The organism is Enterobacter sp. T2, assembly GCF_010692925.1.
Taxonomy (GTDB): Bacteria; Pseudomonadota; Gammaproteobacteria; order Enterobacterales; family Enterobacteriaceae; genus Enterobacter; species Enterobacter kobei.
Window position 1 is genome coordinate 2,276,523 of the sequence record NZ_CP048736.1, and the last position, 25,974, is coordinate 2,302,496.

25 protein-coding genes are annotated in these 25,974 nt (G+C 55.7%); 12 read left to right on the top strand and 13 right to left on the bottom strand.

The window, feature by feature from the left end; genetic code table 11:
• Positions 1-4: 4 nt before the first annotated feature.
• Positions 5-991: an SDR family oxidoreductase gene (locus G0034_RS10945; protein ID WP_179120857.1), complete on the top strand. Its 987-nt coding sequence runs from the start codon at positions 5-7 to the stop codon at positions 989-991.
• On the opposite strand, the gene G0034_RS10950 is transcribed toward G0034_RS10945, so the two are convergent.
• The 8 genes from G0034_RS10950 to G0034_RS10985 form a co-directional block, all read right to left on the bottom strand.
• Entirely contained in the window at positions 992-2,617 is a 1,626-nt protein-coding gene (locus G0034_RS10950; RefSeq protein ID WP_045134053.1) for an alpha-amylase family protein, read from the bottom strand. It lies immediately after the preceding gene.
• 8 nt (positions 2,618-2,625) lie between these two features.
• Complete coding sequence (gene cydB / locus G0034_RS10955; protein ID WP_047028235.1) at positions 2,626-3,636, bottom strand: cytochrome d ubiquinol oxidase subunit II; 1,011 nt, start codon at positions 3,634-3,636, stop codon at positions 2,626-2,628.
• Positions 3,636-5,039, bottom strand: coding sequence for a cytochrome ubiquinol oxidase subunit I (locus G0034_RS10960; RefSeq protein WP_023330385.1), 1,404 nt, complete (start codon positions 5,037-5,039; stop codon positions 3,636-3,638). The genes cydB and G0034_RS10960 overlap by 1 nt, the downstream gene beginning before the upstream one ends.
• A 68-nt stretch (positions 5,040-5,107) precedes the next feature.
• The gene (locus tag G0034_RS10965; RefSeq protein ID WP_008502274.1) at positions 5,108-5,980 is read right to left on the bottom strand and encodes a manganese catalase family protein; all 873 of its coding nucleotides are present in this window, start codon (positions 5,978-5,980) and stop codon (positions 5,108-5,110) included.
• Positions 5,981-5,995: 15 nt separating this feature from the next.
• Positions 5,996-6,502: a ferritin-like domain-containing protein gene (locus G0034_RS10970; RefSeq protein ID WP_014883791.1), complete on the bottom strand. Its 507-nt coding sequence runs from the start codon at positions 6,500-6,502 to the stop codon at positions 5,996-5,998.
• A gap of 25 nt (positions 6,503-6,527) precedes the next feature.
• The gene (locus G0034_RS10975; RefSeq protein ID WP_179120858.1) at positions 6,528-6,731 is read right to left on the bottom strand and encodes a hypothetical protein; all 204 of its coding nucleotides are present in this window, start codon (positions 6,729-6,731) and stop codon (positions 6,528-6,530) included.
• 23 nt (positions 6,732-6,754) lie between these two features.
• Positions 6,755-7,249 (bottom strand): YciE/YciF ferroxidase family protein, encoded by a 495-nt coding sequence (locus G0034_RS10980; protein ID WP_023337266.1) that lies wholly within the window; start codon positions 7,247-7,249, stop codon positions 6,755-6,757.
• 94 nt (positions 7,250-7,343) lie between these two features.
• On the bottom strand, positions 7,344-7,529 hold the full coding sequence (locus G0034_RS10985; protein WP_014883792.1) for a con-10 family general stress protein: 186 nt from the start codon (positions 7,527-7,529) through the stop codon (positions 7,344-7,346).
• A gap of 527 nt (positions 7,530-8,056) precedes the next feature.
• On the opposite strand from G0034_RS10985, the gene hglS reads away from it, so the two are divergent.
• Complete coding sequence (hglS, locus tag G0034_RS10990) at positions 8,057-9,400, top strand: 2-oxoadipate dioxygenase/decarboxylase HglS (protein WP_059372955.1); 1,344 nt, start codon at positions 8,057-8,059, stop codon at positions 9,398-9,400.
• A 43-nt stretch (positions 9,401-9,443) separates the two neighbouring features.
• Positions 9,444-10,949 carry a carboxylesterase/lipase family protein gene (locus G0034_RS10995; protein ID WP_179120859.1) on the top strand — a complete coding sequence of 502 codons (1,506 nt, stop codon included), beginning with the start codon at positions 9,444-9,446 and terminating at the stop codon, positions 10,947-10,949.
• Here G0034_RS10995 and G0034_RS11000 read toward each other — a convergent pair.
• Positions 10,936-11,778 (bottom strand): LysR family transcriptional regulator, encoded by an 843-nt coding sequence (locus G0034_RS11000; RefSeq protein ID WP_014883795.1) that lies wholly within the window; start codon positions 11,776-11,778, stop codon positions 10,936-10,938. The genes G0034_RS10995 and G0034_RS11000 overlap by 14 nt on opposite strands.
• 114 nt (positions 11,779-11,892) lie before the next feature.
• On the opposite strand from G0034_RS11000, the gene G0034_RS11005 reads away from it, so the two are divergent.
• The 4 genes from G0034_RS11005 (at position 11,893) to rimL (ending at position 16,389) form a co-directional block, all read left to right on the top strand.
• Complete coding sequence (locus tag G0034_RS11005; RefSeq protein WP_014883796.1) at positions 11,893-13,062, top strand: pyridoxal phosphate-dependent aminotransferase; 1,170 nt, start codon at positions 11,893-11,895, stop codon at positions 13,060-13,062.
• Between the two features lie 10 nt (positions 13,063-13,072).
• On the top strand, positions 13,073-13,846 hold the full coding sequence (locus G0034_RS11010; protein ID WP_023330389.1) for a transporter substrate-binding domain-containing protein: 774 nt from the start codon (positions 13,073-13,075) through the stop codon (positions 13,844-13,846).
• A gap of 242 nt (positions 13,847-14,088) precedes the next feature.
• The gene (locus tag G0034_RS11015; RefSeq protein WP_063943124.1) at positions 14,089-15,744 is read left to right on the top strand and encodes a glucan biosynthesis protein D; all 1,656 of its coding nucleotides are present in this window, start codon (positions 14,089-14,091) and stop codon (positions 15,742-15,744) included.
• Positions 15,745-15,849: 105 nt separating this feature from the next.
• Positions 15,850-16,389 carry a 50S ribosomal protein L7/L12-serine acetyltransferase gene (rimL, locus tag G0034_RS11020; protein WP_045134045.1) on the top strand — a complete coding sequence of 180 codons (540 nt, stop codon included), beginning with the start codon at positions 15,850-15,852 and terminating at the stop codon, positions 16,387-16,389.
• On the opposite strand, the gene ydcK is transcribed toward rimL, so the two are convergent.
• Positions 16,384-17,364 (bottom strand): YdcK family protein, encoded by a 981-nt coding sequence (gene ydcK, locus G0034_RS11025; RefSeq protein ID WP_063943126.1) that lies wholly within the window; start codon positions 17,362-17,364, stop codon positions 16,384-16,386. The genes rimL and ydcK overlap by 6 nt on opposite strands.
• A 122-nt stretch (positions 17,365-17,486) precedes the next feature.
• On the opposite strand from ydcK, the gene tehA reads away from it, so the two are divergent.
• A complete protein-coding gene (gene tehA / locus G0034_RS11030) occupies positions 17,487-18,488 on the top strand; it encodes a dicarboxylate transporter/tellurite-resistance protein TehA (RefSeq protein ID WP_063943128.1) in 1,002 nt (333 codons plus the stop codon).
• Complete coding sequence (tehB, locus tag G0034_RS11035; RefSeq protein WP_014883802.1) at positions 18,488-19,081, top strand: tellurite resistance methyltransferase TehB; 594 nt, start codon at positions 18,488-18,490, stop codon at positions 19,079-19,081. Before tehA ends, tehB begins: the two co-directional genes overlap by 1 nt.
• Here the strand turns inward: tehB and pepT are convergent.
• A complete protein-coding gene (gene pepT / locus G0034_RS11040) occupies positions 19,078-20,307 on the bottom strand; it encodes a peptidase T (RefSeq protein ID WP_047344225.1) in 1,230 nt (409 codons plus the stop codon). The genes tehB and pepT overlap by 4 nt on opposite strands.
• 111 nt (positions 20,308-20,418) lie before the next feature.
• On the opposite strand from pepT, the gene G0034_RS11045 reads away from it, so the two are divergent.
• Positions 20,419-22,014, top strand: coding sequence for an ABC transporter substrate-binding protein (locus G0034_RS11045; RefSeq protein ID WP_071922247.1), 1,596 nt, complete (start codon positions 20,419-20,421; stop codon positions 22,012-22,014).
• 135 nt (positions 22,015-22,149) lie between these two features.
• A complete protein-coding gene (locus tag G0034_RS11050; RefSeq protein WP_014883805.1) occupies positions 22,150-22,824 on the top strand; it encodes a DUF3313 domain-containing protein in 675 nt (224 codons plus the stop codon).
• 34 nt (positions 22,825-22,858) lie between these two features.
• Here the strand turns inward: G0034_RS11050 and G0034_RS11055 are convergent, their stop codons facing one another.
• Positions 22,859-23,755: a DMT family transporter gene (locus tag G0034_RS11055; protein WP_014883806.1), complete on the bottom strand. Its 897-nt coding sequence runs from the start codon at positions 23,753-23,755 to the stop codon at positions 22,859-22,861.
• A gap of 174 nt (positions 23,756-23,929) precedes the next feature.
• On the opposite strand from G0034_RS11055, the gene G0034_RS11060 reads away from it, so the two are divergent.
• A complete protein-coding gene (locus G0034_RS11060; protein ID WP_014883807.1) occupies positions 23,930-24,802 on the top strand; it encodes a helix-turn-helix transcriptional regulator in 873 nt (290 codons plus the stop codon).
• Here the strand turns inward: G0034_RS11060 and G0034_RS11065 are convergent.
• Entirely contained in the window at positions 24,692-25,948 is a 1,257-nt protein-coding gene (locus G0034_RS11065) for a benzoate/H(+) symporter BenE family transporter (protein WP_014883808.1), read from the bottom strand. The two genes, G0034_RS11060 and G0034_RS11065, sit on opposite strands and share 111 nt — an antisense overlap.
• Positions 25,949-25,974 lie beyond the last annotated feature (26 nt).

Consider the following 25,974-nt stretch of genomic DNA (forward strand, 5'->3'; position numbering starts at 1 on the left):
TTGTATGGCTGTCATAGTGATTACTGGCGGGACGGCGGGCGTGGGAAAAGCCACGGCACTGCACTTTGCAAAGGCGGGCTACGATGTGGGACTTATCGCCCGCGATGAAGCCAGCCTGCACTCCACTCAGGAGGAATTAAAGCGCTTTGGGGTCAATGCCCACGCGGTGCAGGCGGACGTCGCCGACAGTCAGGCGGTGGTGGATGCGGCTAACGAGATTGAGTATCGCCTTGGGGCGATTGACGTGTGGGTTAACAATGCCATGGGCGCCGTGCTGGCACCGTTTCGCACCCTTACGCCGGATGAGTTTCGTCGTGTGACTGACGTGACCTACCTCGGCTTTGTCAACGGCACTCGCGCCGCGCTGGAGCTGATGGTGCCCCGCGACAGAGGCGTGATTATCCAGGTGGGATCCGCGCTGGCCTACCGTTCCATTCCTTTGCAGTCCGCTTACTGTGGCGCCAAAGCGGCGATCCGCGGCTTCACCGATGCGGTGCGTACCGAACTGATGCATGAAAACAGCCGGGTTCAGCTTTCGATGGTTCAGATGCCGGGGCTTAACACGCCGCAGTTCGAATGGGCGAGGAATAAGTTCGCCTGGGCGATGCGCCCGGTGCCACCGGTTTTTGAGCCCGAAGTCGCCGCCCGCGCCATCTTTAAGATTGCACAAAAACCGGTACGGGAACTGTGGGTGGGAAGCAGCACGATTCAGTCGATCGTCGGGCAATTTCTTTTCCCGGGTTTACTTGACCGGCTGATGGTTAAAAAAGCCTGGGAAGGTCAGATGACCGACGATCTGAACGCACCGGATCGCCGGGACTATCTTGACCAGCCGGTTAATGATCTGCACAAAATCCATGGCCGTTTTACAGACGAGGCGAAGAACCGAGCCCCGTCCGTCACCTCCGGTATGCCTGGCAAGGTGGCACTGGGCGCCCTCGCGGTGGCGGGGATTATGCTGACCCGCCTGATAATTCGAGGGAGAAGATAATCAGCGCAGCGCGCTACGGTGGGTCCAGAACCAGCGGTAACCGTAGCCGCCAAGAGTGAGCTCGACGGTTTTGCCGCACACCAGCGCGTCGTCGTAGCGTTTGTCCGCGAGACAGGCGGTCCAGGTGGCATTGCGGATCCCTTTTGCGGCGAACTTCACCGGCTGGTCGCTGAAGTTGACGAAGGTCAGGATGCTGCGTTCATCGGTCTCGTAATACAGCCCCAGTACCGCGTCGTGATCGAGGGTAATGAGACGAAAGGGCGCAACGGCAATTTCGGGGAACTCTGAGCGGGTATTGGCAATATCCATGATTCGATGCAGAAGCGAGTTGCGGTGAAGCAGCGAATCAGCGACGTTGATTTTCTGATAGCGATACGGGCCGCGATCGATGATGGGGGCAATAAATTTTTCCGGGTTGGCCGCGGAAAAACCGCCCCCCGCCGATCCGGCCCACTGCATGGGCGTACGAACGGCGTAACGCTCTTCCAGTTCCAGGTCGTCGCCCATGCCGATCTCATCCCCGTAGCGCATCACCGGGACACCCGGCAGGGAAAAGAGCACGGCGTGACAGAACGCCAGTCGCTTGTGATCGCCATTCAGCATCGGCGCCAGGCGGCGGCGGATCCCGCGCTGATAGACGTTCATCTCTTCGTCAGGGGCGAAGGTATCAAGGACAAACTGCTTATCTTTCTGACTAATGCCCTCCAGATCCAGCTCGTCATGATTGCGCAGCCAGTTGGCAAAACAGCATGAGTCGGGCGGGACGATCATCTTTTTCACCGCATTACGCAGCGGACGGGCGCTTTTCCTCGCCAGGCTGACGTAGAAATACTTATTGAGCCAGAAATTGAGCACCAGATTCAGGCGATCGTTATTGCCGAAGTAGTCTTTATACGTCTTGACGTCGACGTCGACTTCACCCAGCAGGATCGCGTCTGGATTACGTTGCTCAATAAGACGGCGCATATGCTCCAGGATCCACAGCCCCTTTTTTTCGTCACCGTTTCCTGCCTGTCTGGTGAGGTGGGTGGCAGCGTCCAGGCGAAAGCCCGACACCCCCAGCTTAAGCCAGAACAGAATGATGTTCTCAATCTCTTTAAGTACCGCAGGCGAGGTCAGGTTCAGATCCGGCTCATGGCGATAAAACATATGCCGGTAGTACTGTCCCGCCTCGTCGTCCCAGCTCCAGACGCTCTTTTCCACGCCGGGAAACATTGGGGGCGTGTCGTCATCGTCGTTGTCCGACCAGAGGTAGTAATCACGATAGGGGGATGCCGGGTTTCGGCGGGCCTGCTGGAACCACGGATGCGCGTCTGAGGTATGCTGGATCAGCAGCTCAATAATGACCTGCATGCCCAGCTCCCGGGCCTGTTCGATAAAGGCGATGATATCGGCCAGTTTACCGAAGCGCGGATCCACCTGCAGATGGTCGCTAACGTCGTAGCCTTCGTCCAGAAAGGGGGTGAGGTAAAATGGGGTGATCCAGATAACCGTCGCGCCCATGCGGCGGATATAACGCAGCTTGGCCGCAATTCCGGCGATGTCTCCACAACCATCGCCGTTCATATCATAAAACAGTGCGGTATCAATTTGATAAATAATGGCCCGTGTATGCCAGTCTGTCATAGCGTTCCTCAGTGATAGCCTTCAGTATCCGACACTTTGCCCCGGAAGACGTAGTAGCTCCAGGCGGTGTACACCAGAATCACCGGAATGATCAGCAGGGTGCCGACCAGCATAAATAGCTGGCTGGCGGGCGGTGCCGCGGCTTCCCACAGGGTGATATGGGGCGGAATAATGTTTGGCCACAGGCTGATACCCAGGCCGCTAAAACCGAGGAAGATCAGCCCCAGCGTGAGCAGGAACGGACGCGAGTGGCTGGCCGGGTTGCGGGTCAACCGCCAGATCAGCACCGTAAACAGCCCTACCAGCAGGGGAACCGGCAGGAACCAGAAGAAGTTGGGCAAGGTAAACCAGCGGTCGGCCACGTACTGCCAGCCAAGCGGCGTCCAGACGCTGACCACCGCAATAACCACTACCAGTGCCAGCAGCACGTGGCGCGTCAGCTCGCGCATGCGGTTTTGCAGTGCGCCTTCGCTTTTCATTATGAGCCAGGTGGTCCCCAGCAGCGTATAGGCAACGACCAGCCCGATGCCACAGAAAAGATTGAAGGGCGTCAGCCAGTCAAGCGCAGAGCCGACAAAGCGCCGGCCTTCCACGTTAAAGCCATTGATCACTGCCCCTACGACGATCCCCTGGCTGAAGGTGGCGAGCAAGGACCCGCCTGCGAAGGAGTAGTCCCAGAATTTGCGGTGTGAGGGCGTCGCTTTAAAACGGAACTCAAAGGCGACGCCGCGAAAGATGAGGCCGATGAGCATGGCGGTGAGGGGGATGGTCAACGCATCAATAATCACCGCGTAGGCCAGCGGAAACGCGCCGAACAATCCCGCGCCGCCGAGCACCAGCCAGGTTTCGTTACCGTCCCACACCGGGGCCACGCTATTAACCATCACATCGCGTTCCCTGGCATCGCCCACGAAGTTGAACAGCAGACCGATGCCCAAATCAAAGCCATCCATAATGATGTACATCAGCGTGGCAAAGACGATGATGGCAAACCAGATAACAGCGATATCAACGCCCATCAGATTCTCTCCTGTTCTGAAACGGACTCCGCGGCAGACAGCGGACGGGCGGGAGTGCCCGACGTGTTTGACGTCAGCGTATCGACGGGCTGCGGACCTTTCTTAATCAACCTGATGAGGTAAACATACCCCACACCGAACACCGACGAGTAGACAACGAAGAAGGCCAGCAAGCTGATGCTCATTTGCAGAGTACTGTGCAGGGAGACCGCATCAATCGTGCGCAGATAACCGTAGACCACCCACGGTTGACGGCCCACTTCGGTGGTCACCCAGCCGGCGAGCAGCGCCAGCAGACCCGCTGGCCCCATGCAGAGCGCAAACCAGTGGAACGGGCGCGAGTGGAAAAGCCGGTGACGGTAGCGTAGCCAGAGGCTGAGCAGACCGAGGGTAATCATCAGCAGCCCCATCCCGACCATGATGCGGAACGACCAGAAAACGATGGTCGAGTTTGGGCGATCTTTTTTCGGGAAATCTTTCAGGGCCGGAACCTGTTTATCCAGGCTATGCGTCAGGATCAGGCTGCCGAGCGCGGGGATCTCGAGGCCGTATTTGGTGCGTTCCTCCTCCATATCCGGCAGGCCAAACAGCAGCAGTGGGGTGGCCTCGCCGGGCGGATTTTCCCAGTGTCCCTCAATCGCGGCGATTTTGGCGGGCTGATGCTCAAGCGTGTTCAGGCCGTGCATATCGCCCACCACCGCCTGGATGGGAGCGACCAGCAGTGCCATCCACATGGCCATCGAGAACATGGTTCGGATGGCGGGCGTATCGTTACCGCGCAACAGGTGCCAGGCACCCGACGCGCCGACAAACAGCGCGCTGCTCAGAAACGCGGCAATAGCCATATGAATCAGGCGATAAGGGAAGGAGGGGTTAAAGACGATTGCCAGCCAGTCTTGCGGAATGACCTGTCCGTTCTCGATGGTGAACCCCTGCGGCGTATGCATCCAGCTGTTGGAGGCGAGGATCCAGAAGGTCGACATTAAGGTGCCGAGCGCGACCATGCAGGTGGAAAAGAAGTGCAGGCCCGGGCCAACCTTATTCCAGCCGAACATCATTACACCCAGGAAACCGGCTTCCAGGAAGAAAGCGGTTAAGACTTCATAGGTGAGGAGTGGACCGGTGATACTGCCCGCGAACTGTGAGAATCCGCTCCAGTTGGTGCCAAACTGGTACGCCATGACCAATCCGGAAACGACCCCCATACCGAAGTTAACGGCAAATATCTTCAGCCAGAAATGGTACAACGATCGCCAGACGTCGTTTTTGGTGCGCAGCCACATGCCCTCCAGCACAACCAGATAGCTGGCGAGGCCGATGGTGATCGCAGGAAAAAGGATATGAAACGAGACGGTAAAAGCGAACTGAATTCTGGCCAGATGGAACGCGTCGAGTTCGAACATGGTCCGTACCTCTGAAACGATGGGGCACGAGAATTGCCGGGCAGTTTATGGCTGCCCGGCAAAACCGATTACGGTTTAGTCTTACCGGCACCCAGCTCGGCACCGGTCAGCGGGTCGGAATGTGGATCGGACTTCGTACGGGCAGACATCGCCTTGACCAGGGTTGCCTGTTCGGTTGTGAGCGTGACGCTTGCGCTGCCATCGCCGCCGTCAACCGCAGGCTGGGGGGACTCAACGTAATCGAAATGTTTATCGCTGTTCCAGCTTCCGCGAACCTCTCCACCTTCAGACATATTGTAGTACTTGTTGGTGAATTCCTCGATTGGCGGCAATTTTCCCGGCGGGAAATTATTACGGATAGACTGCAGCGCCTTCTCAAAGGAGAGCTGATGCGCCGCCTCGCGCGTCATCAGAAACGCCAGGGCATCCTTTACGCCGGGATCGTCGGTCACGTTGATCAGACGTTCATAGATGATTTTCGCTCTGGCCTCTGCTGCCACGTTTGAGCGCAGGTCCGCCGTTGGCTCGCCGATGGTGTCCACGTAGGCCGCCGTCCAGGGCACGCCCGCAGAGTTAGTGAGCGGGGTGCCACCACCGTAGAGCAGGGAGGTAATATGGCTGTCATTGCCGTTTTCGGTCATGGACCGATACAGCTCGGCCTCGTTTTCCACCCCTTCCGCCAGCGCGCCTTTCGCGCCTTTATTCAGCATGCCCACCAGGGTACCAATGATTTCGAGGTGGCTTAACTCCTCGGTCGCGATATCCATCAGCATATCTTTACGGCCCGGATCGTCATCGCTCAATCCTTGCGTAAAGTACCGGCAGGCGGCAGCCAGTTCGCCCTGCGGCCCACCGAACTGTTCCAGTAAAAGATTGGCGAGGCCTGGGTTCGGTTCAGCAACGCGAACCGTGTATTGCAGCTGTTTAACGTGTCGGAACATGGCGATTCTCCCTGATTATTTTTTTGCTTCGACGCCCGATGCGTCTGAACGCAGCAGGAACTGTTCCGTGGTCTGCGGAATATGACGAATCAACCAGTCGGCCATTTCGCGCTCTTCGGCGAGGATCGTTTCAATAGCGGGTATCGAGGCGGTATCGCCCGCTTTTTTCGCCGCCGCGAGCAGGGAGGTATAGCAGGCGATTTCAAACTGTTCGAAAACATAGCCGCTGATCGACCCCTTAACGATCTCATCAGACGGGAACATGCCGCCGATGGACTGCCCCAGCGCCGCCATTTTGCTCATCGAGTCTTTTAAAACTGAACGAGAAATATCATTCCGGTCGAGAATTTCTTCCAGCAAGGTAATTTGCCGTTTTGTCTCATTAATATGCTGCTCAATTCTGGCGCGAACATCAGGATAATTATCGATACGGCTGGCCATGGATTCCAGCATTGACTCAGCTTGCTTTTCCATCGCATGGGCATCGCGTAGCCAGTCATGGTAGTGTTCTACGTGATTCATCATTATATCCTCATTTGGGGTTCGCTTATTTGGTCTCACTTTCAGCAGCCTGATCGGCACGCGCGGCACTGTAGCCAGACAAATGGCCGACAATATTAGCGTAGATGCTGATGATAATGACCCATAGTACGCTGCTCTTCCACCATATTACGGAAGGGATAGCGAGAATGAACCATATTATAGCTGCCGTTAAATGGCGCCGTTTAATTGTCCTGGGACTGATGCTCATTTTATTTAACCTGTGTTATAGCGTCATTTTTGCGCTTTTTGGTTAATATTTCCTACGGCCAGATCGGTGAGTTTAAGGTCGGTCTCTTTTTCTTCCTCCAGTGTTTCTGCAAGAAGCTTAACGGCTTTTTTATAGCCAAGCTGCTCTGCCAGGGTGGCAAGGGTACCGTAGCTGGCTATTTCGTAATGCTCCACTTTTTGCGCAGCGGCAATTAATGCGGCATCACGGACTTCATTTTTTTCCGTGCTTTCGATAACTTCGTTCGCCTCTTCAATTAAGCCTTCCATTGCCACGCATTTCATGCGCTTGAGCTTGATACCGTCTTCCTGCTCGATAATCTGATCGATGCGTTCGATCTGACCTTGCGTCTCTTCAAGGTGTGCGGTGAAGGCGGCGCTCAGCTTCTCGCTGGAGGCGGCGCGGGCAAGTTTGCTTAACGCTCGGGTAAGCTGCTTTTCTGCGCTGTAGGTATCCGACAGAAGATGAATAAATACATCCTCTACACTTTTCATATTCATAATTATTACGCTCCGGTAAAATAAAGAAAGGGTACTGCGAGCTTTTCAGCCCGCAGCATGCTCTCTGGTTTTATTAAAAGAGTACTAAATAAGATCAGGAGTTATCAGATTTACGGCCTCCGCCGTGACTGTTCTGTCCCCCTTTCTTACCCGCTTCAGATGCGCGTTGCGGATCGTTTTTAAAATTACCACCGCTGTGCTGGCCACCTTTACGACCAGCTTCTGATGCTTTTTCACGGTCTTGCGCGAAATTACCTGAACCACCACGATGCTCTGCCATATTAAACCTCATGTTCATATATTGGTTATGTCAGTACGATACGAATATATTTCGTATCACTCGTCGTTCGAGTAATAACTCTAGTCGCTGAGCGCCATTCGTCAAATGCGCTTTGCTATTTGCGGTATCGTTATTTTGAAATAATGAAGGCTTTACGCTTCGCTTACCTTGAAAATATGAAGAGGTGGGAAGGACTTGTAAGCGAAGGGTGGGATTAGTCCTAAGTTTGCACTAAAAATTTGAAAGCTGAGGGTAAAAACCACGGTATGCTCAATCCGATTATTTTACAGACGGTAAGACCTGAAAAACGTACTCCTTTATAGCTATAAAACAGCACCAAAAATAATTATAGGGAAATTCCAGAGAAAAATAACGAGGCGGCAGAACCGTCCTGATAAGGTCTGCTCAAGCTCCGGTAGCACACGGTTTGACCACTGTCGTCTTAAGATCACAAATCAGAAATTCTTCCCCCCGGAAGGAACGGGTTTCTCTACACTCCAGGTAATATTCACTGGAGGCATGACATCATGGCGAACACCATCACGGCTGATGATATTCGGGAACATTTTTCGCAGGCTATGTCGGCGATGTACCAGCAGGAAGTTCCGCAGTACGGCACGTTGCTCGAACTGGTCGCGGACGTAAACCTGGCGGTTCTGGAAAATAACCCGCTATTACATGAACAACTGGCGAACGCCGATGAACTTGCCCGTCTGAACGTGGAGCGCCACGGCGCGATCCGCGTCGGCACGGCGCAAGAGCTTTCCACCCTGCGTCGTATGTTTGCCATTATGGGCATGTATCCGGTCAGCTATTACGATCTCTCTCAGGCGGGGGTGCCGGTTCACTCAACGGCGTTTCGTCCGGTAGATGATGCGGCGCTGTGCCGGAATCCGTTTCGTATCTTTACCTCACTGCTGCGCCTTGAGCTGATAGAAAACGTCCCGCTACGCGAGCGCGCGGCGGAGATCCTTGCTCAGCGGAACATTTTTACCCCGCGCTGTCTGGCACTTCTCGATCTCTGGGAATCAGAAGGGCAGTTTACTGACGTCCAGGCGCGTGAGTTTGTTCAGGAAGCGCTGGAAACCTTCCGCTGGCACCGCCATGCGACGGTCGATCAGGAAACTTATCTGGCACTGCATAACGAACATCGCCTGATTGCGGATGTGGTCTGCTTCCCGGGGTGCCATATTAACCACCTCACGCCGCGCACGCTGGATATTGACCGGGTGCAGGAGCTGATGCCGAAGTATGGTATTGAGCCCAAAATTCTGATCGAAGGGCCGCCGCGTCGTGACGTGCCCGTGTTATTGCGTCAAACCAGCTTCAAGGCGCTCGAAGAGCCAGTGCTGTTTGCCGGTGAACATAAGGGCACCCACACCGCCCGCTTCGGTGAAATAGAACAGCGCGGCGTGGCGCTGACGCCGAAAGGCCGTGAACTGTACGATAGCCTGCTGGCTAAGGCCGGTACCGGCAAAGATAACCTGACGCACCAGCTTCATTTGCGTGAGATTTTCAGCGCCTTCCCGGACAGCGAGCTGTTAATGCGCCGCCAGGAACTGGCTTATTTCCGCTACCGTCTGACGCCCGCCGGGGAAGCCCATCGTCATGCGTTCCGTCCCGGCGACGATCCGCAGCCGCTGATTGAGCGCGGGTGGGTCGTTGCCCAGCCGATTACCTACGAAGATTTTCTTCCGGTCAGCGCCGCCGGGATTTTCCAGTCCAATCTCGGGAATGAAACTCAGGCGCGCAGCCACGGTAATGCCAGCCGCGACGCGTTTGAAGCCGCGCTCGGCTGCACGGTGTATGACGAATTCACCCTCTATGAGGAGGCTGAAACGCGCAGCAAACAGCGTTGCGGTTTGCTCTGAAACCGTTACTCTGCAGGGGTGTGATGGAAAAAATAAGGTCGTTATGCAAAATCCTTCCGCCCCTGTGGTTGAAACGCGCCAGGGCGCACTGACTGGTTTAACCGATGAAAATGTCCACCGCTGGTGCGGTATTCCCTATGCTGCACCGCCAGTGGGTGACTGGCGCTGGCGCTCACCGCGCCCACCAGAACGCTGGGATGGCGTTCGCGATGCCACTGCCTTTTCGGCCTCAAGCTGGCAAAGCAGTGAATATTGTCAGGAGCTGGGCGGGGGCGATCCCGGCCAGTTCTCTGAAGACTGTCTCTATCTGAATGTCTGGTCCCCCGTCGACCGCCCGGGATCGCTTCCGGTGATGGTCTGGCTGCACGGGGGCGGGTTTACGATTGGTGCCGGTGGCCTGCCACCGTATCACGGCAAATCGCTGGCCGCGCGCGGCGTGGTTGTGGTCACGATTAACTACCGTCTCGGCCATCTCGGCTTTTTCGCCCATCCCGCGCTGGAGGGGGAAGAAGAGCGGGTAGTGCATAATTTTGCTCTGTTGGATCAGATTGCCGCGCTTGAATGGGTGCGGGAGAATATCACCGCGTTTGGGGGCGACCCGCATAACGTGACCCTGTTTGGTGAGTCCGCTGGCGCCCGCAGCGTGCTGTCGTTGCTGGCCTCGCCGCTGGCGGAAGGGCTGTTCCACAAGGCGATAGTCCAGAGTGGATATACCTTGCCCGACACGCCGCGCCGGCAGGCGCTGCAAAAAGGGGAAGCACTGGCGGCCCATTTTGGGCTGGAAAACGCGACGGCAGAGCAGCTGCGCGCGATCCCGCCTGAGTCATTCTGGCCGCTGACCGCGCCACTCAACATCGCCCCGGCGCCGATCGTCGGGGATTGCGTCCTGCCGGAGGCCATGCTGGATGTCTTTTTCGCTGCCCGCCAGCACCCTGTGCCGGTGATGATAGGTTCTAACAGCGATGAAGCCAGCGTCATGGCGGTGTTTGGCATCGATCTCGCCGGGCAAATCCAGAAACTTCGCCGGGAGCGCCGTTTTGGGCTGGGGCTCATCAAGCTGCTTTATCCGGGTGTGAAAGGCGACGAAGAGCTGGGCAGACAGGTGTGTCGCGATATGGCGTTTACCACCATGGGCTATGTCGTGATGCAGGCGCAGCAGCGTGTCGGCGGGCTTTGCTGGCGTTACTGGTTTGACTATGTCGCTGAAGCGGAGCATGCCACCTATATCAACGGCGCGTGGCATGGCAATGAAGTGCCCTACGTGTTCGATACCCTCGGCCAGGTGGAGCCTTCACGTCAGTATGTCAACGAACGGGATTTACAGTTTGCTGCCAGGGTAGCCGATTACTGGGTAAGCTTTGCGCGCGATGCCGGAACGCATGATAGCCTGTCTGGGCCGACGCACTGGCCCGCGTGCCGTAAAGGACGGGACGTGCTGCTACGTATCGGTGTGAATAAACATGCAGGTTTCAGGCTTGAAAACCGCTTTATGCGCGCGCGCATGAGCCTCTTTAAACGGGTGATGAAGCACCACGTCAGCCTCGATTAAGTAAACAGGCGCGAAACGCCGCCAGACCATTTTCTTCGTCAGGCGTTTCGCGCAGCACCAGCCGGTAGCTCGCGCCGGTTTTTACGCTTGTCTCATAGGGCCGCATCAGCCTTCCGGCACCCACATCTTCTGCCACCAGCGTTTCGTCGGCAATGGCGACGCCCAGCCCCTGAATGGCGGCGGTAATGGCGAGATCCATCGTATCGAAGTGTTGATTTTTGTGCATAACAAACCCGGGACCTTCCTGCTTCGCCAGCCACAGTGACCAGTCGGTCTTATCCCGCGTCGGGTGAAGGAACGTCAGTGAACCCAGCGTTGTTCCTGCCCGCACCGGGCTGATGACCGGCGTGAGCGCCTCTTCGAACAGCAGATCGCCTGCGCTCATATGCGTGCCAAACACAATGGCCGCGTCGTAAGATTCGGTTTTGAAATTGACGTTATGATCGGTGGTGGTCGTCAGCGCGATCTGCAGATCCGGATGCGCGTGCTCCACCTCCAGCAGGCGCGGTACCAGCCAGCGCATGGCGCAGGTAGGGGCCTTAAGCCGGATCACGGTATGCTGGCTACGGGCCTGGTCGGCCACGGTCAGCAGCTGTTCGAAAGTGGATTGCAGCTCCGGAAGCAGGGCGCTGCCCTGCGGTGAGAGGCGCAGCCCGCGGGCGTGGCGCTCAAACAGCGGAAAGCCAAACCACGCCTCAAGGGAGGCGATCTTACGGCTCACGGCCCCCTGGGTCAGACACAGCTCTGCGGCGGCATGGGTAAGATTCAGATGACGCGCGGTGACTAAAAATGCGTCAATGGCGTTAAGGGGGAGCGAACGGCGAGACATTGAAACACCTCAGTTATGCATTTTTCTCATGGCTATTATGACAACAATTCGATTGTCCCGGCAACGCACTTGTTGTTTGAATAGTTATGCAATGTCCATGAGAAGGGAAAGAGGATGACTTTACGAACGCCGGTACAAACGCGCTCCAAACTGCCAGATGTGGGGACCACCATTTTTACCGTTATCGGCCAGCTTTCGGCACAGCATAACGCCATTAACCTTTCTCAGGGCGCACCGAATTTTTCCTGTGACCCGAAACTGATTGCAGGCGTCACCCGAGCGATGGCGTCAGGGCATAACCAGTACGCGGCGATGACCGGCCTGCAGCCGCTGAAAGAACGCATTGCCGATAAAATTGCAACGCTCTACGGCACGCAGTATGACCCTGCCAGCGAGGTGCTGGTGACCGCCAGCGCCAGCGAAGGGCTCTATTCAGCGATAAGCGGTCTCGTGCACCCCGGTGATGAGGTGATCTACTTTGAACCGTCCTTTGACAGCTACGCGCCGATTGTCCGTCTGCAGGGGGCAACCCCGATTGCTATCAAACTCACGGTGCCGGATTTTGCCGTCAACTGGGATGAGGTGCGTGCCGCGATCACCCCGCGCACGCGCATGATCATCATTAACACGCCGCACAACCCGAGCGGTCAGGTCTTCTGTGCCAATGACCTGCAACAGCTGGCGGCGCTGACGCGCCAGACCGACATCATTATTTTGTCTGACGAAGTGTACGAACACGTGGTTTTTGACGGTGAACCGCATCATGGAATGGCCACGCACCCGCAGCTGGCGGAGCGCAGCGTGATTATTTCATCTTTCGGAAAAACCTATCACGTCACCGGCTGGCGCGTAGGGTATTGTGTCGCCCCGGCGGTACTGATGGATGAGATTTGTAAAGTCCATCAATTTTTAATGTTCTCTGCCGATACGCCAATGCAGCACGCCTTTGCGGAGCATATGGTCGATCCGCAAACCTGGCTGTCGCTGTCGGCGTTTTACCAGCGTAAGCGCGATCTGCTGCACGGTCTGCTGGCCGATTCGCCGTTTACCCTGCTACCGAGCGCCGGGTCGTTCTTCATGCTGGCGGATTACAGCGCGTTCAGCGATGAGCGCGACAGCGAGCTGGTGAAACGGCTGATCGTGGAGTACGGCGTTGCCACCATTCCGCTGTCGGCGTTTTATGCGGACGGTACGGATAATAAATTGATTCGTCTCTCTTTTGCGAAAGATGAGGCGACGTTACGGGCAGGTGCCCAGGCCCTGTGTCGGGTTAAATCACGCTGAGGAGTATAAGATGAAATTACGCGCGTTAGTCGTCGGCATGGGATTGCTGTGTACCTTTTCTTCCTTCGCGGCGACCGAGCTGCGTTATGGTCTGGAAGCGGAATATCCGCCGTTTGAAAGCCGTAATGCCTCAGGCGAACTGGAAGGGTTTGACGTTGAGCTGGGGAATGCCATTTGCAAAGCGGCAGCGCTGAAGTGCAGCTGGGTGGAAACCTCGTTTGACGCGCTGATCCCGGGCCTGGTGGCGAAGAAATTCGACGCCATTAATTCGGCGATGAATATCACCGAGCAGCGCCGCAAGAGCATTGATTTTACCCAGCCGATTTACCGCATTCCGTCGCAGCTGGTCGGCAAGGCCGGTACGGCGGTAGAAGCGACCCCAGAAGGGCTGAAGGGGAAAACCATTGGCGTGCTGCAGGGCTCAATTCAGGAAACCTATGCGAAAGAGCACTGGGAAAAGCAGGGTGTCACCGTGGTGTCTTATAAAGATCAGAATATGGCCTGGGGCGACCTGCTTAATGGCCGTATCGACGCCTCGCTGGTGATGTCCGCGGCCGGGCAGGCAGGTTTCCTCAGCAAGCCGCAGGGGAAAGGGTTTGGCTTCATCGGCAAACCGGTGTCTGACGACACTATCCTCGGGAGTGGGATCGGTTTTGGGTTGCGTAAAGGTGACGAGGCCACCAAAAAGCAGCTTGATGCCGCGATTGATAAAGTGCGTGCCGACGGCACGATCGCTAAACTCGCTGATAAGTACTTTCCGGGTATCGATGTCAGCGTAAAATAACCGCCTCATTAGCCCCGGTGACTGATGTCGCACCGGGGCATTTTTCTACACATTTTCCAGGCTTTCTTTACACCACTTTCGGGCCGTTCTGGTCGACAGAAAATATTTCTCACTTTGTTCATATAATCACCGGGCAACAATTGGATTCTTAACCATTTTTGTTTAGGCTGTGCGTTCTTTCTTGCCGTCATTTCGCCGAGCGCGAAACACATTCACACGACCATAAGGACGTTTTTCCAGGCATGAATCGCAGACGTTTTCTAAAAGGCTCGCTGGCAGTGGCAGCCCTGAGCGGCACCTCTGGCCTTGCTTCCCTGTTTTCCAAAGCGGCATACGCTGCTGACTCTGACATCGCTGACGGTCAGAGCCGTCGTTTTGACTTCTCCGTACTGCAATCCTTGGCGCATGACCTGGCGAAAACCCCGTGGGGTGGTGCGCCACGTCCGCTGCCGGACACGCTGGCGACCATGACGCCGCAGGCGTACAACGCCATCCGTTACGATGAGAAGCAGTCTCTGTGGAACAACATTGAAGGGCGTCAGCTGGACGTGCAGTTCTTCCATATGGGAATGGGGTTCCGCCGCCGCGTGCGGATGTTCTCGCTGGACCAGTCGACCTCTATGGCGCGTGAGATCCACTTCCGACCGGAGTTGTTCAGCTACGGTGAAACCGGTGTGGATACCAAACAGCTGGAAGGGCAAAGCGATCTTGGCTTTGCAGGCTTCCGCGCCTTTAAGGCGCCGGAACTGGCGCGTCGCGATATCGTCTCTTTCCTCGGCGCAAGCTATTTCCGTGCGGTTGACGATACCTACCAGTACGGCCTTTCCGCGCGCGGTCTGGCGGTAGATACCTTTACTGACACGCCGGAAGAGTTCCCGGACTTCACCTCCTTCTGGTTTGAAACCGTTAAGCCAGGTGACACCACGTTTACCGTCTATACGCTGCTGGACAGCCCGAGCATTACCGGTGCCTATAAGTTCGTGATCCACTGCGAGAAGAGCCAGGTGATCATGGAGGTGGAAAACCACCTCTATGCGCGTAAAGACATTAAACAGCTCGGCATCGCGCCGATGACCAGTATGTTCAGCTGCGGCAATAACGAACGACGCATGTGCGACACCATCCACCCGCAAATCCATGACTCAGACCGTCTGGCGATGTGGCGCGGCAACGGAGAGTGGATCTGCCGTCCGCTGAACAATCCGCAGAAGCTGCAGTTCAACGCCTATATGGACAAAAACCCTAAAGGGTTTGGTCTGCTGCAGCTGGATCGTGATTTCTCGCACTATCAGGACGTGATGGGCTGGTATAACAAGCGTCCAAGCCTGTGGGTAGAACCGCGCAACGACTGGGGTAAAGGCTCGGTTGGTCTGATGGAGATCCCGACCACCGGTGAAACGCTGGATAACGTTGTCTGCTTCTGGCAGCCGGAGAAAACGGTGAAAGCGGGCGACGAGCTGGACTTTAAATATCGCCTGTACTGGAGCGCAATGCCGCCGGTGCGTTCCCCGCTGGCTAATGTTTTCGCCACCCGCACCGGCATGGGCGGTTTCCCGGAAGGCTGGGCGCCAGGTGAAAATTACCCGAAAGTGTGGGCGCGCCGCTTTGCTATCGACTTTGTCGGTGGCGACCTGAAGGCCGCTGCGCCAAAAGGCATCGAGCCGGTGATTACTCTCTCCAGCGGTGAGGCGAAGCAGGTTGAGATCCTGTACGTAGAACCGTTTGACGGTTATCGCATTCTGTTTGACTGGTACCCAACCTCAGATTCGACCGAGCCGGTAGATATGCGCCTGTTCCTGCGCTGTCAGGGGGATGCCATCAGTGAAACCTGGCTGTATCAGTATTTCCCACCAGCGCCGGATAAACGTCACTACGTTGATGACCGGATAATGCGTTAATCCTTGTGGGATTGTGCCGGGTGGCGCTAACGCTTACCCGGCCTACAAATGCGTCCAGAGTAGGCCGGGTAAGGCGCAGCCGCCACCCGGCAATTGAGGGGCACCATGTCTGCAGAAATTATCCCAGTTACCCAGAATATCGAGCTTCGCGCCGTCGAAGAGCGCTATACCGCCGATCTCCATCACCTCGTCGTCAAAAACAAAACCTGGCTGCAAACCGCCTTTGACTGGGCGCAGCACGTGGGCGCGGAAGAGGATACCCGCCGTAATGTGCTAAGTAACCAGATGCTGCACCAGCGCGGCTACGCCAAAATGTTTTTGATCTTCCGGGATGATGCGCTGGTCGGCGTGCTGTCGTTTAATTCGATAGAGCCTGCCAACAAAGCGGGTTATATCGGTTACTGGCTGGACGAGGCGCATCAGGGGAAGGGGATCCTCTCTCAGTCATTGCAGGCGTTTATGCGCTATTACGCTGAGCGCGGCGAGATCCGCCGTTTTGTGATTAAGTGCCGGGTGGCGAATCAGAGCAGCAACAACGTTGCCCGGCGCAACGGTTTTACGCTGGAAGGGTGCCTGCGGGAAGCGGAATACCTGAATGGCCGCTTTGACGATGTGAACATCTACGGAAAAATTTTTACCCTATAACGCCCCCAGCAGCGGTGTGCGGGTGATGCGCTGGTCGCCGTTAATCACCTTTTCGCCACGCAGGTGAATGCTCTCACCCGAAAAGGCTTCAATGACCGCATCGTCGGTGATTTCAACCCGATGCTCGATCAACACATCGCCGCTGATCCGGGCGCGTCCCTGAATCACCACTTTATCGTCAAGCATGATCGGCCCCCCGCGCAGCCATGCCTGACCGCCGATCAGGACGTGGTGCTTAATGACGCAGTTGCCTTCCACGACGGCATTTTCCGCCACCTGTGAACTGTAGCGCACGGTGGGGATGGCGTCGTCGTCGAAACCGGCAATCAGACGGGCGTTACCGTATACCTTTGCGCAGTCGCACACCCAGACGTTATTGAGATCGTTCCCTTCGAGGATCGCACTGTCGAATACCTCAGCGCGGTGTTCAATAAACGCATTGTTCACCATCGCTTCGCCGTAGATCTGTGCCTGATGCACAACGCGCGACCGGCTTACCGTCGCTTTGTCATAGATTTGCAGGATCTGGTCGTGGTCCGGCGTCAGTCCTTTGGCGGCGATGATGACGCTGTTATGCAGGATGCGCGCGTCGCCGAAGATGTGGCACTCGCCCCGCACGCAGGAGTGCTGAATGGTGACGTTGTCACTTATCCGCGCGCCGTGACTGACTTCGGCGCCGTCCAGCCAGCAGTGACCGCTGATGCGGGCGTCATGGCTGACGGTACAGGGCAGGGTCAGGCGCGCGTGATCCGACACGGTAGCACCGGCGAACACCACGCTGTTCTCGTCATAGATCCAGCAATCCCCATTCTGTGACAGGGCGCGCGCGTCATCAATCCAGCCACCTTTCGTACCGGCCGTGACATCGTTAAAATCTGCCGTGGCGATGATCTGCCGTAAGGTTGTCGTGTGGGTTGTTTCGCCGCTTTTCCATTGCCAGAGGCGGGTTTCATCGCTGAGCCGATACTTTTTCATCGTGTTATCCCTGATAAGCGTCTTCACTAAACGTAGCAAACTTTTGGTTTTTCGTTGTGCTGGCTTCCGTTGCGGAAACCCCTTAAAATGGCATTTAAAATACATTTTAAAAATTAAAATTAATGGATAAACTCAATCCCTCACAGAAAGTGCTTAACTTGCCCGCTGGGTATTTTGGCATGGTGCTTGGCATCATTGGCATGGGTTTCGCCTGGCGATACGCCAGCACGCTCTGGCCGGTGACACGGTGGCCGGGTGATGCGCTGGTGGTCCTTGCCGTTACGTGCTGGTTTTTGCTGACGGTGGCCTTTATCATCCGCGCGATCCGTTTCCCGCGCAGCGTGCTGGCAGAGATGAGGCATCCGGTGATGAGTAGCTTTGTCAGCCTTTTTCCGGCGACGACGATGCTGGTCGCCATCGGTTTTGTGCCCTGGTGCCGCCCGATTTCAGTCGTGCTTTTTGGCGTGGGGGTGGTGACACAGCTGTCTTATTCCGCCTGGCAAAGCGCGGGACTCTGGCGCGGCAACCATCCGCAAGAAGCCACGACGCCGGGTTTATATCTGCCAACCGTGGCGAATAATTTTATTAGCGCCATGGCGTGCGGCGCCCTGGGGTTTAACGACGCCGGTTTCGTGTTCCTGGGGGCGGGTGTCTTCTCCTGGCTCAGCCTGGAGCCGGTTATACTTCAGCGCCTTCGCAGTGCCGGAGAACTTCCGACCGCGCAGCGCACCTCTTTGGGGATTCAGCTTGCGCCCGCGCTGGTGGCCTGTAGCGCCTGGTTTAGCGTTAACGGCGGTGAAGCCGACACCTTTGCCAAAATGTTGTTCGGTTATGGCCTGTTGCAACTGCTGTTTATGCTGCGTCTGTTGCCCTGGTACGTATCCCAGCCGTTTAATGCTTCTTTCTGGAGTTTCTCCTTTGGTATATCCGCACTGGCAACCACCGGGCTGCATCTGGGGCACAGCAGCCCGTCGGGCTTTTTCCACGTGATTGCCGTACCGCTTTTTATCTTCACCAACGTCATCATTGGGATCCTGTTGGTCCGTACTTTTATTCTACTGCTTCAGGGCAAACTTCTGCTGCGCACTGAAAAAGCACTGCTTATGCAATCTGAGGAAAAATAATGTCCGTCGATGAAAATTACTTCACAGAGAAATATGGTTTAACCCGTACACACTCAGAGGTGGTGTACAGCGCGGGGATCGTGAAACCGGGTAAAACCCTGGATCTGGGCTGTGGCAATGGCCGTAACAGCCTTTATCTGGCGGCCAACGGGTACGAGGTCACTGCCTGGGATAAAAATCCGATGAGCATCGATAATATCGAGCGCATCAAAGCGGCAGAAGGCATTGAGAATCTTCACTCAGCCATCAAGGATCTCAACAACCTGAGCATTGACGGCGAGTATGACTTTATTCTGTCTACCGTGGTGCTGATGTTCCTGGAGGCAAAAACCATTCCGGGTCTTATCGCCAATATGCAGCGTTGCACCAAACCTGGCGGTTATAACCTGATCGTTGCTGCGATGGACACGGCGGATTATCCGTGCACCGTCGGCTTCCCGTTTGCGTTTAAAAGCGGTGAACTGAGCAACTACTATGAAGGCTGGGAGTTGCTCAAATACAACGAAGAGGTTGGCGAACTGCACCGCACCGATGAACACGGCAACCGCATCAAGCTGCGCTTTGCTACGATGCTGGCGCGCAAGCCTGCTTAACGCGCGGCCAGCAGGCAGAGTTGCAGGGCAGTGTGGTAAGACGCCTCGAACGACGACAGCGGCAAGAATTCAAACTTCGAATGGAAGTTATGCGCGCCGGTGAAGAAGTTCGGGGTGAGCAACCCTTTTGCCGAGAGCGCTGCGCCGTCTGTACCGCCGCGCATCGGCGTCGGTTTTGGGGTGATACCCAGTGATTCCATCGCCGCAAACATTAGATCGATGGCACGCCTGTCTTCGCCAATCGCATTGCTGATATTGCTGTAAGTCTCTTCAATGCGATAGTCCACTTTTGCCGTCGGATACCGGGCGGCGATCCGGGCGGCGACATCAGCAATCTGCTGCTTGCGGGAAGCAAAGTTGTCCTTGTCAAAGTCCCGAATATTGGCCTTCAGAACGGCCTCGTTCTGCCCGGCCTGAATGCCGTTAAACCAGATGTAGCCTTCACGGCCCTCCGTGCACTCTGGCGTTTGCTGGCGGTCAAACTGGTTGATAAAGTCGGTCGCCATTAATAACGGGTTTACCAGCACCCCTTTAGCAGACATCGGGTGCGCCGTTACGCCGGTAAAGCGGATCTCAGCGGCTGCCGCATTAAAATTCTCATAGACAATCTCCCCCAGCTCGCAGCAGTCGATGGTCCAGGCAAAGTCGACATCGAAGCGTTTCAGATCTAACGCTTTTGCCCCCTTAAGGCCAGTCTCTTCGTCGGGGACAAACGCGACCACAATGTCGCCATGTTTATGCTCAGCGGTCAGGTTTTCCAGCACGGTCATGACCACGGTCACCGCTGCTTTATTATCTGCGCCTAATACGCTGGTACCGTCGCTGAAAATAATCTCTTCATTCGGGTAAGACAGAATTTCCGGATGCTCACTTACCCGTAGCCAGATCCCTTTCTCTTTATTCAGACAGAGATCTTCACCGGTAAACGTTAATATTTGTGGATGAATATCCGGCGATAATCCCACGTCCACGGTATCAATGTGAGTAATAAATCCAATGCGCGGTCCGCCGGGTACATTACCTTTTTTAACCGCCGTTACCGTGGCGAATTCGTCGATCACAATGTCATCTAATCCCAGCTGTGCCAGCTCCTGCGCCAGCTCTCGTGCCATCTCGTGCTGCCCCGGTGTTGAGGGTAAGGTTTTGACGCTGGGATCGCTCTGACTGGTGATGGCGAGATAACGGAAAAAGCGATGTGTTAATTGTCTGGAAAGCGGCGTGCCCATAGTGTTTTCTTCCTTATTTATTTTTCGGGTGTTTGCCACATCACTTTAATGTTATTTATGAAATGGCAAAAGAATTAATTAGCCGTCGAATTAAAAAGACAGGAATAAATGATGACAAGCAAACGCACAACATTAATGCTGGCACTTGCTGCGCTTACGGTCAGTTCCTCCGTTGCCGCGAAAACGCTGGTGTATTGCTCCGAAGGGTCACCGGAAAACTTTAATCCTCAGTTATATACCTCAGGCACCAGCGTGGATGCCAGCGCCGTACCGGTCTATAACCGGCTGGTCGATTTCAAACCCGGCACCACAGAACTGGTGCCGAGCCTGGCAGAGCGCTGGGAGGTGAGCGATGACGGTAAGGTTTACACCTTCCATCTGCGCCAGGGCGTGAAATTTCAGAGCAATAAATCCTTCACGCCGACCCGGGACTTTAACGCCGATGACGTGATCTTCTCGTTTATGCGCCAGAAAGACGTCAATCATCCTTATCACAACGTCTCTAACGGCAGCTACTCCAACTTTGAAAGCCTGGAGTTTGGCAGCCTGATAACCGCCATTGATAAAGTCGATGACCACACCGTGCGCTTTACCCTGGCACACCCGGAAGCGCCGTTTGTCGCCGATCTGGCCTGGTATTTTGCCTCGATTCTCTCTGCCGAGTATGCCGATGCGATGCTGAAAGCAGGCACGCCGGAGAAGGTGGATATGGAGCCGATCGGCACCGGGCCGTTTAAGCTGGCGCAGTATCAAAAAGATTCCCGCATCCTGTTCACGGCGTTTGCCGACTACTGGCAGGGCAAATCAAAGCTGGACCGGCTGGTGTTTACCATCACGCCGGATGCCTCCGTACGTTTTGCCAAAATTGAAAAGAACGAGTGTCAGGTAATGCCGTTCCCGAACCCGGCGGACCTGCCGCGCATGAAAGCCAATAAAAATATTAACCTGATGAACAAGGCCGGGTTGAATACCGGTTTCCTGGCGTTTAATACGCAAAAACCGCCGCTGGATAATGTGAACGTCCGCCGGGCGCTGGCGATGGCCATCAATAAGCCCGCCATTATCGACGCGGTGTTCCACGGCACCGGAACCGTCGCGAAAAATCTGTTACCGCCCGGCGTCTGGAGCGCCAACAGCGAGCTAAAGGATTACGCGTACGATCCTGAAAAAGCAAAAGCGTTGCTGAAAGAGGCGGGTCTTGCTAACGGCGTGAGCATTGACCTGTGGGCGATGCCGGTGCAGCGGCCCTATAACCCGAATGCGAAACGTATGGCCGAGATGATTCAGGCTGACTGGGCGAAAATCGGCGTACAAACCCACATTGTCACTTACGAATGGGGAGAATACCTCAAGCGGGTGAAGGGCGGGGAGCATCAGGCTGCGCTGATGGGCTGGACGACCGCAACGGGCGATCCTGACAACTTCTTTGGTCCGCTGTTTACCTGTACGTCGGCAAATGGCGGCTCCAATTCGGCGAAATGGTGCTATAAACCGTTTGATAACCTCATCGCCGAAGCAAAATCGATAACCGATCACGATAAACGTGTGGCGCTGTATCAAGAGGCCCAGCAGATGATGCATGACCAGATGCCAGCGGTCATGATTGCCCACTCAACGATTTTCGAGCCGGTGCGCAAGGAGGTGAAAGGCTACGAAATCGATCCGTTTGGCAAACATATCTTCTGGCAGGTGGATATCAATCCGTAATTTTTCGCTGCCCGGTATGAAGCCGGGCCTTCTTTTTGCAATTTGTGCTACTTACATCATTTTTTGTCACAACAAACCCGCCTGACTTTTGCTATAACTTCAAATGCATACTTGCAGATAACATGGAAAACTATCATGCGTACTCAAACTTTTTTTAAAGTTGCAGTGCTTACTGGTTTATTGGCTCTGGCAGGCTGTTCTTCAAAAGTCGCCGCCCCCGAACAATATTCAGGCTTTTTAAAAGATTACTCCGGCTTGCAACAGACGACATCTGCGACGGGCAAACCGACGCTGCGCTGGGTCGATCCTAATTATAACGAAGCGAATTACGACAGTATTATCTGGACGCCGATTACCTATTACCCTACGCCTAAACCGACCACTCAGATTGGGCAGAAAACCCTTGATGAGCTGTTGAACTACACCAATACCAAAATGAAAACGGCTATTGGTACTCGTAAGCCTATAGTGGCGACACCAGGTAAACATAGCCTGATTTTCCGGGGTGCCATTACAGGGGTGAGTTCGCAGAAAGAAGGCCTGCAGTTCTACGAAGTGGTGCCTGTCGCGCTGGTGGTGGCGGGGACGCAGATGGCAACCGGCCATCGCACCATGGATACCCATCTCTACTTTGAAGGTGAGCTGATCGACGCAGCCACCAACAAACCGGTGATGAAGGTTGTTCGTAAGGGCGAAGGTAAAGAGCTGAGCAATGAAAATACGCCAATGACCTTTGCGACGCTGAAGCAGGTTGTGGATGATATGGCGACAGATGCCACCATGTTTGATGTGCATAAAACAGCAAAATAAATCATGCACGGCCTGCAGATTGCAGGCCGTTTTTTTACGCCGTCCGTAAACGCCTGAACCAGGTTTCGGGTTTAGTGAACATCACCATATTCCCACCCAGAATCAGCAGTAAACCGACGATCCCGTTGAGATGCCAGACGTAGCCTTCATACACCGTTGAGATGGAGAGCGCCACCAGCGGGAAGAGTAGCGTGCTGTACGCCGCTTTCCCGGGGCCAATACGCCCGACCAGCGTGAAGTAAGCGCCGAAAGCAATCACCGAACCAAACAGAGCCAGATAGAGCAGTGCGCCGATGTAGGTTACCGTCCATTCCGGGGTAAAGCTGTCCCCTCTGAAGAGGGCGATGCAGCCCATCACCAGCGTACCGTAAAGCATCGCCCAGGCGTTGGTGGTCATGGTTTCCAGGCCTCTGCGCTGATGGCGCATGCTGATCATGTTGCCCAGCGAGAAACCATAGGTTCCAAGCGCAGAAAGGCCAATGCCCGTCAGAAGCGATACGCTCCAGCCGCTGGCAAGCAGATCGTCCCAGAAAAGGGTAATAATCCCGACCAGACCCAATGCCGCCGCCGTCCAGAAACGCGCGGGCGGGCGCTGACCAAAGAAAATAAAGCTATTAATGGCGTTATAGAGCACCGCCATGGAGAAGATGACGGATTCCAGCCCGGTATTGATGTGCGCGGCCGCGGTATAAAAGCACCAGAAGTTAAAGCAGAAAACGCAGCATCCCTGAAGCATGCAAAAAAGGTGATCCCGTAGCGCCAGCTTACGCAGTCGACGCAGGGCAAGTAACACCACCATCATCGTGGCGCTGGCCACGGCGAAACGCCAGAAAATCGACACCGGGGCCGCCACGGGACCTTGCTGCAGGAAAATGGCAATCCAGGTGGTTCCCCAGATGACCACGACCAGTCCGTATAATAATGCGTTCATATCATTTCTCTTCTCAAACCACGAAAGCCCGCAGTATGGCGCTGAAATACGCCGTGGGCTTTCACCGGCTTGCGGCAGACTTGCAAAATCTTGCGCTTTTTTCTCTCCGGGGGACTGGCAACGGGGAACAACAATTCTTAGACTGACAGTTCGATCACTCACGCGCTAACGGTTATGTCTCACGCTTACGATACCTTTGAAACGCTTAGTCAGCAGAATGCCGTCCTGCGGGAGACGGTCTCGCTGAACTCGGGTATTCAACTGGCGGCGTGGTACAACAAGCACGATACGATAACGGTTAAAAGCAATCATCACACCCTGAGCCTGTACGTGGCCGACGGTTATGAGAGCTATCAAAAAACGCCGGGCGGCTGGAAGAACGGCGGGGGACCGGACCGTTTCTGCCTGATGCCGAAAGAGAGTGAATCGACGTGGGATATCCGTGATGACCTGTCGTTTGTCCATCTCTACTGCACCGATGAACACCTGCGCGACGTGGGCGAAAAAATCTGGGATAAGCGGCCGCTGTCGCTGACGCTGGACGAACGCATTTTTGGCAGTGACCCGAAGATCACCGCGCTGTATCGCCAGTTTTTACTTGGCTGCGACTGGCAGCAGCAGGCCAATCAGCTCACCCTGAGTACAGCATCCACGTTGCTGATGACCCATCTGCTGCAAAACTACTCCAACGTTCAGTGGAAGCTGCCGGTCGTCACCGGCGGGTTATCGCCTTTCGTTCTGCGCAACGTGCTGGCCTTCATAGAAGAGCATCTTGGCCAGCCGTTAACCCTGGCCGAGCTGGCGGCGCAGGCAGCCCTCAGCGAATACCATTTTGCCCGCATGTTCCGCCAGTCGACGGGACTGGCACCGCATCAGTACGTGATGCAGCGACGCATGGAAAAAGCAAAAAACCTGGTGCAGCATAGCGCAATGCCACTAACGGACATCGCGCTGGCCTGCGGATTTAACTCCGCCAGCCACTTCAGTAACCGTTTTCGCAGCGTGATGGGTATGACGCCGTCCCAGCTGCGCGCGGCGAGCGCGTGAAAACAGGGCATAGCATATCCCGCCCAGCACCAGCCCCCAGAATGCCGAACCGATGCCCAGAAGGGTGACTCCGCTCGCGGTCATCAGAAACGTGACGATGGCTGCGTCACGTTCGGCTTCATGATTCAGGGCCTGAAATAAACTCCCGCTGAGGGTTCCAAGCAACGCCAGCCCCGCCAGGGTCTGGATCCAGCTCAGCGGCAGTGCAGCCATGATCCCGGTAATAGACCCGCCGAAAACTCCAGCCAGCAGATAAAACCCACCGGCTGCAATGGCCGCCAGCCAGCGTTTAGTCGTATCCGGGTGGGCATCAGCGCTTTGACAGATGGCGGCGGTAATGGCCGCGATGCAGATGGAGAAGACGCCAAAGGGTGAAAGCAGCAGCGCCAGGCCACCGGTAACGATGATGAGCGGTGAGACCGCCAGCGAGTAGCCGGAGGCTTTCATCGTGGCGAAGCCCGGCGCATTCTGCGAGGCCATGGTCACCAGGAAGAAGGGCAAACCGATACTCACCAGGCTGGTAAAAGTAAAGTCGGGGGCAATAAACTCAGGCATCACAACGGAGAGGCTGACTTTATCGGTGGCAACGTCACCACTTATCCATGCCACGAGACCACCTGCCAGCAGCGTAACCACGATGGCATAGCGCGGCGCCAGCGCTTTTGCCAGCAGCCACGCGGCAATCATGCTCCCGCACAGCAGAAAGTGGCCGTCAAGATGTGCAAACGCGTGCAGGCCAAACTGCAGAAGCACGCCTGCCAGCATGGCGGCCGCGAGCGAATGGGGGATCAGCGTCATGAGACGAGCGAAAAGCCCCGTAATACCGCAGAGTAAAATAAGCGCGTTAGCGAAGATAAACACACCGATAGTTTCAGACAGCGTCACCCCCTGCAGGCTGGTGGCGAGCAGGGCGGCCCCGGGGGTTGACCAGGCCGTCAGTACCGGCGCTTTAAACCACCAGGAGAGCGCCAGCGTGCTGACCCCCATCCCAATCCCCAGCGCGGTCATCCAGCCCGCGATTTGCTGCGCGCTGGCACCTGCCGCGGCGGCGGCTTGCCAGATAATGGCGGCCGAACTGGCATAACCCACCAGGACGGCGACAAATCCAGCCAGTGTGACTGGAATAAGATGAGAGGAAGGGCGCATGGCAACTCCGTTGTGCGTTATAACGT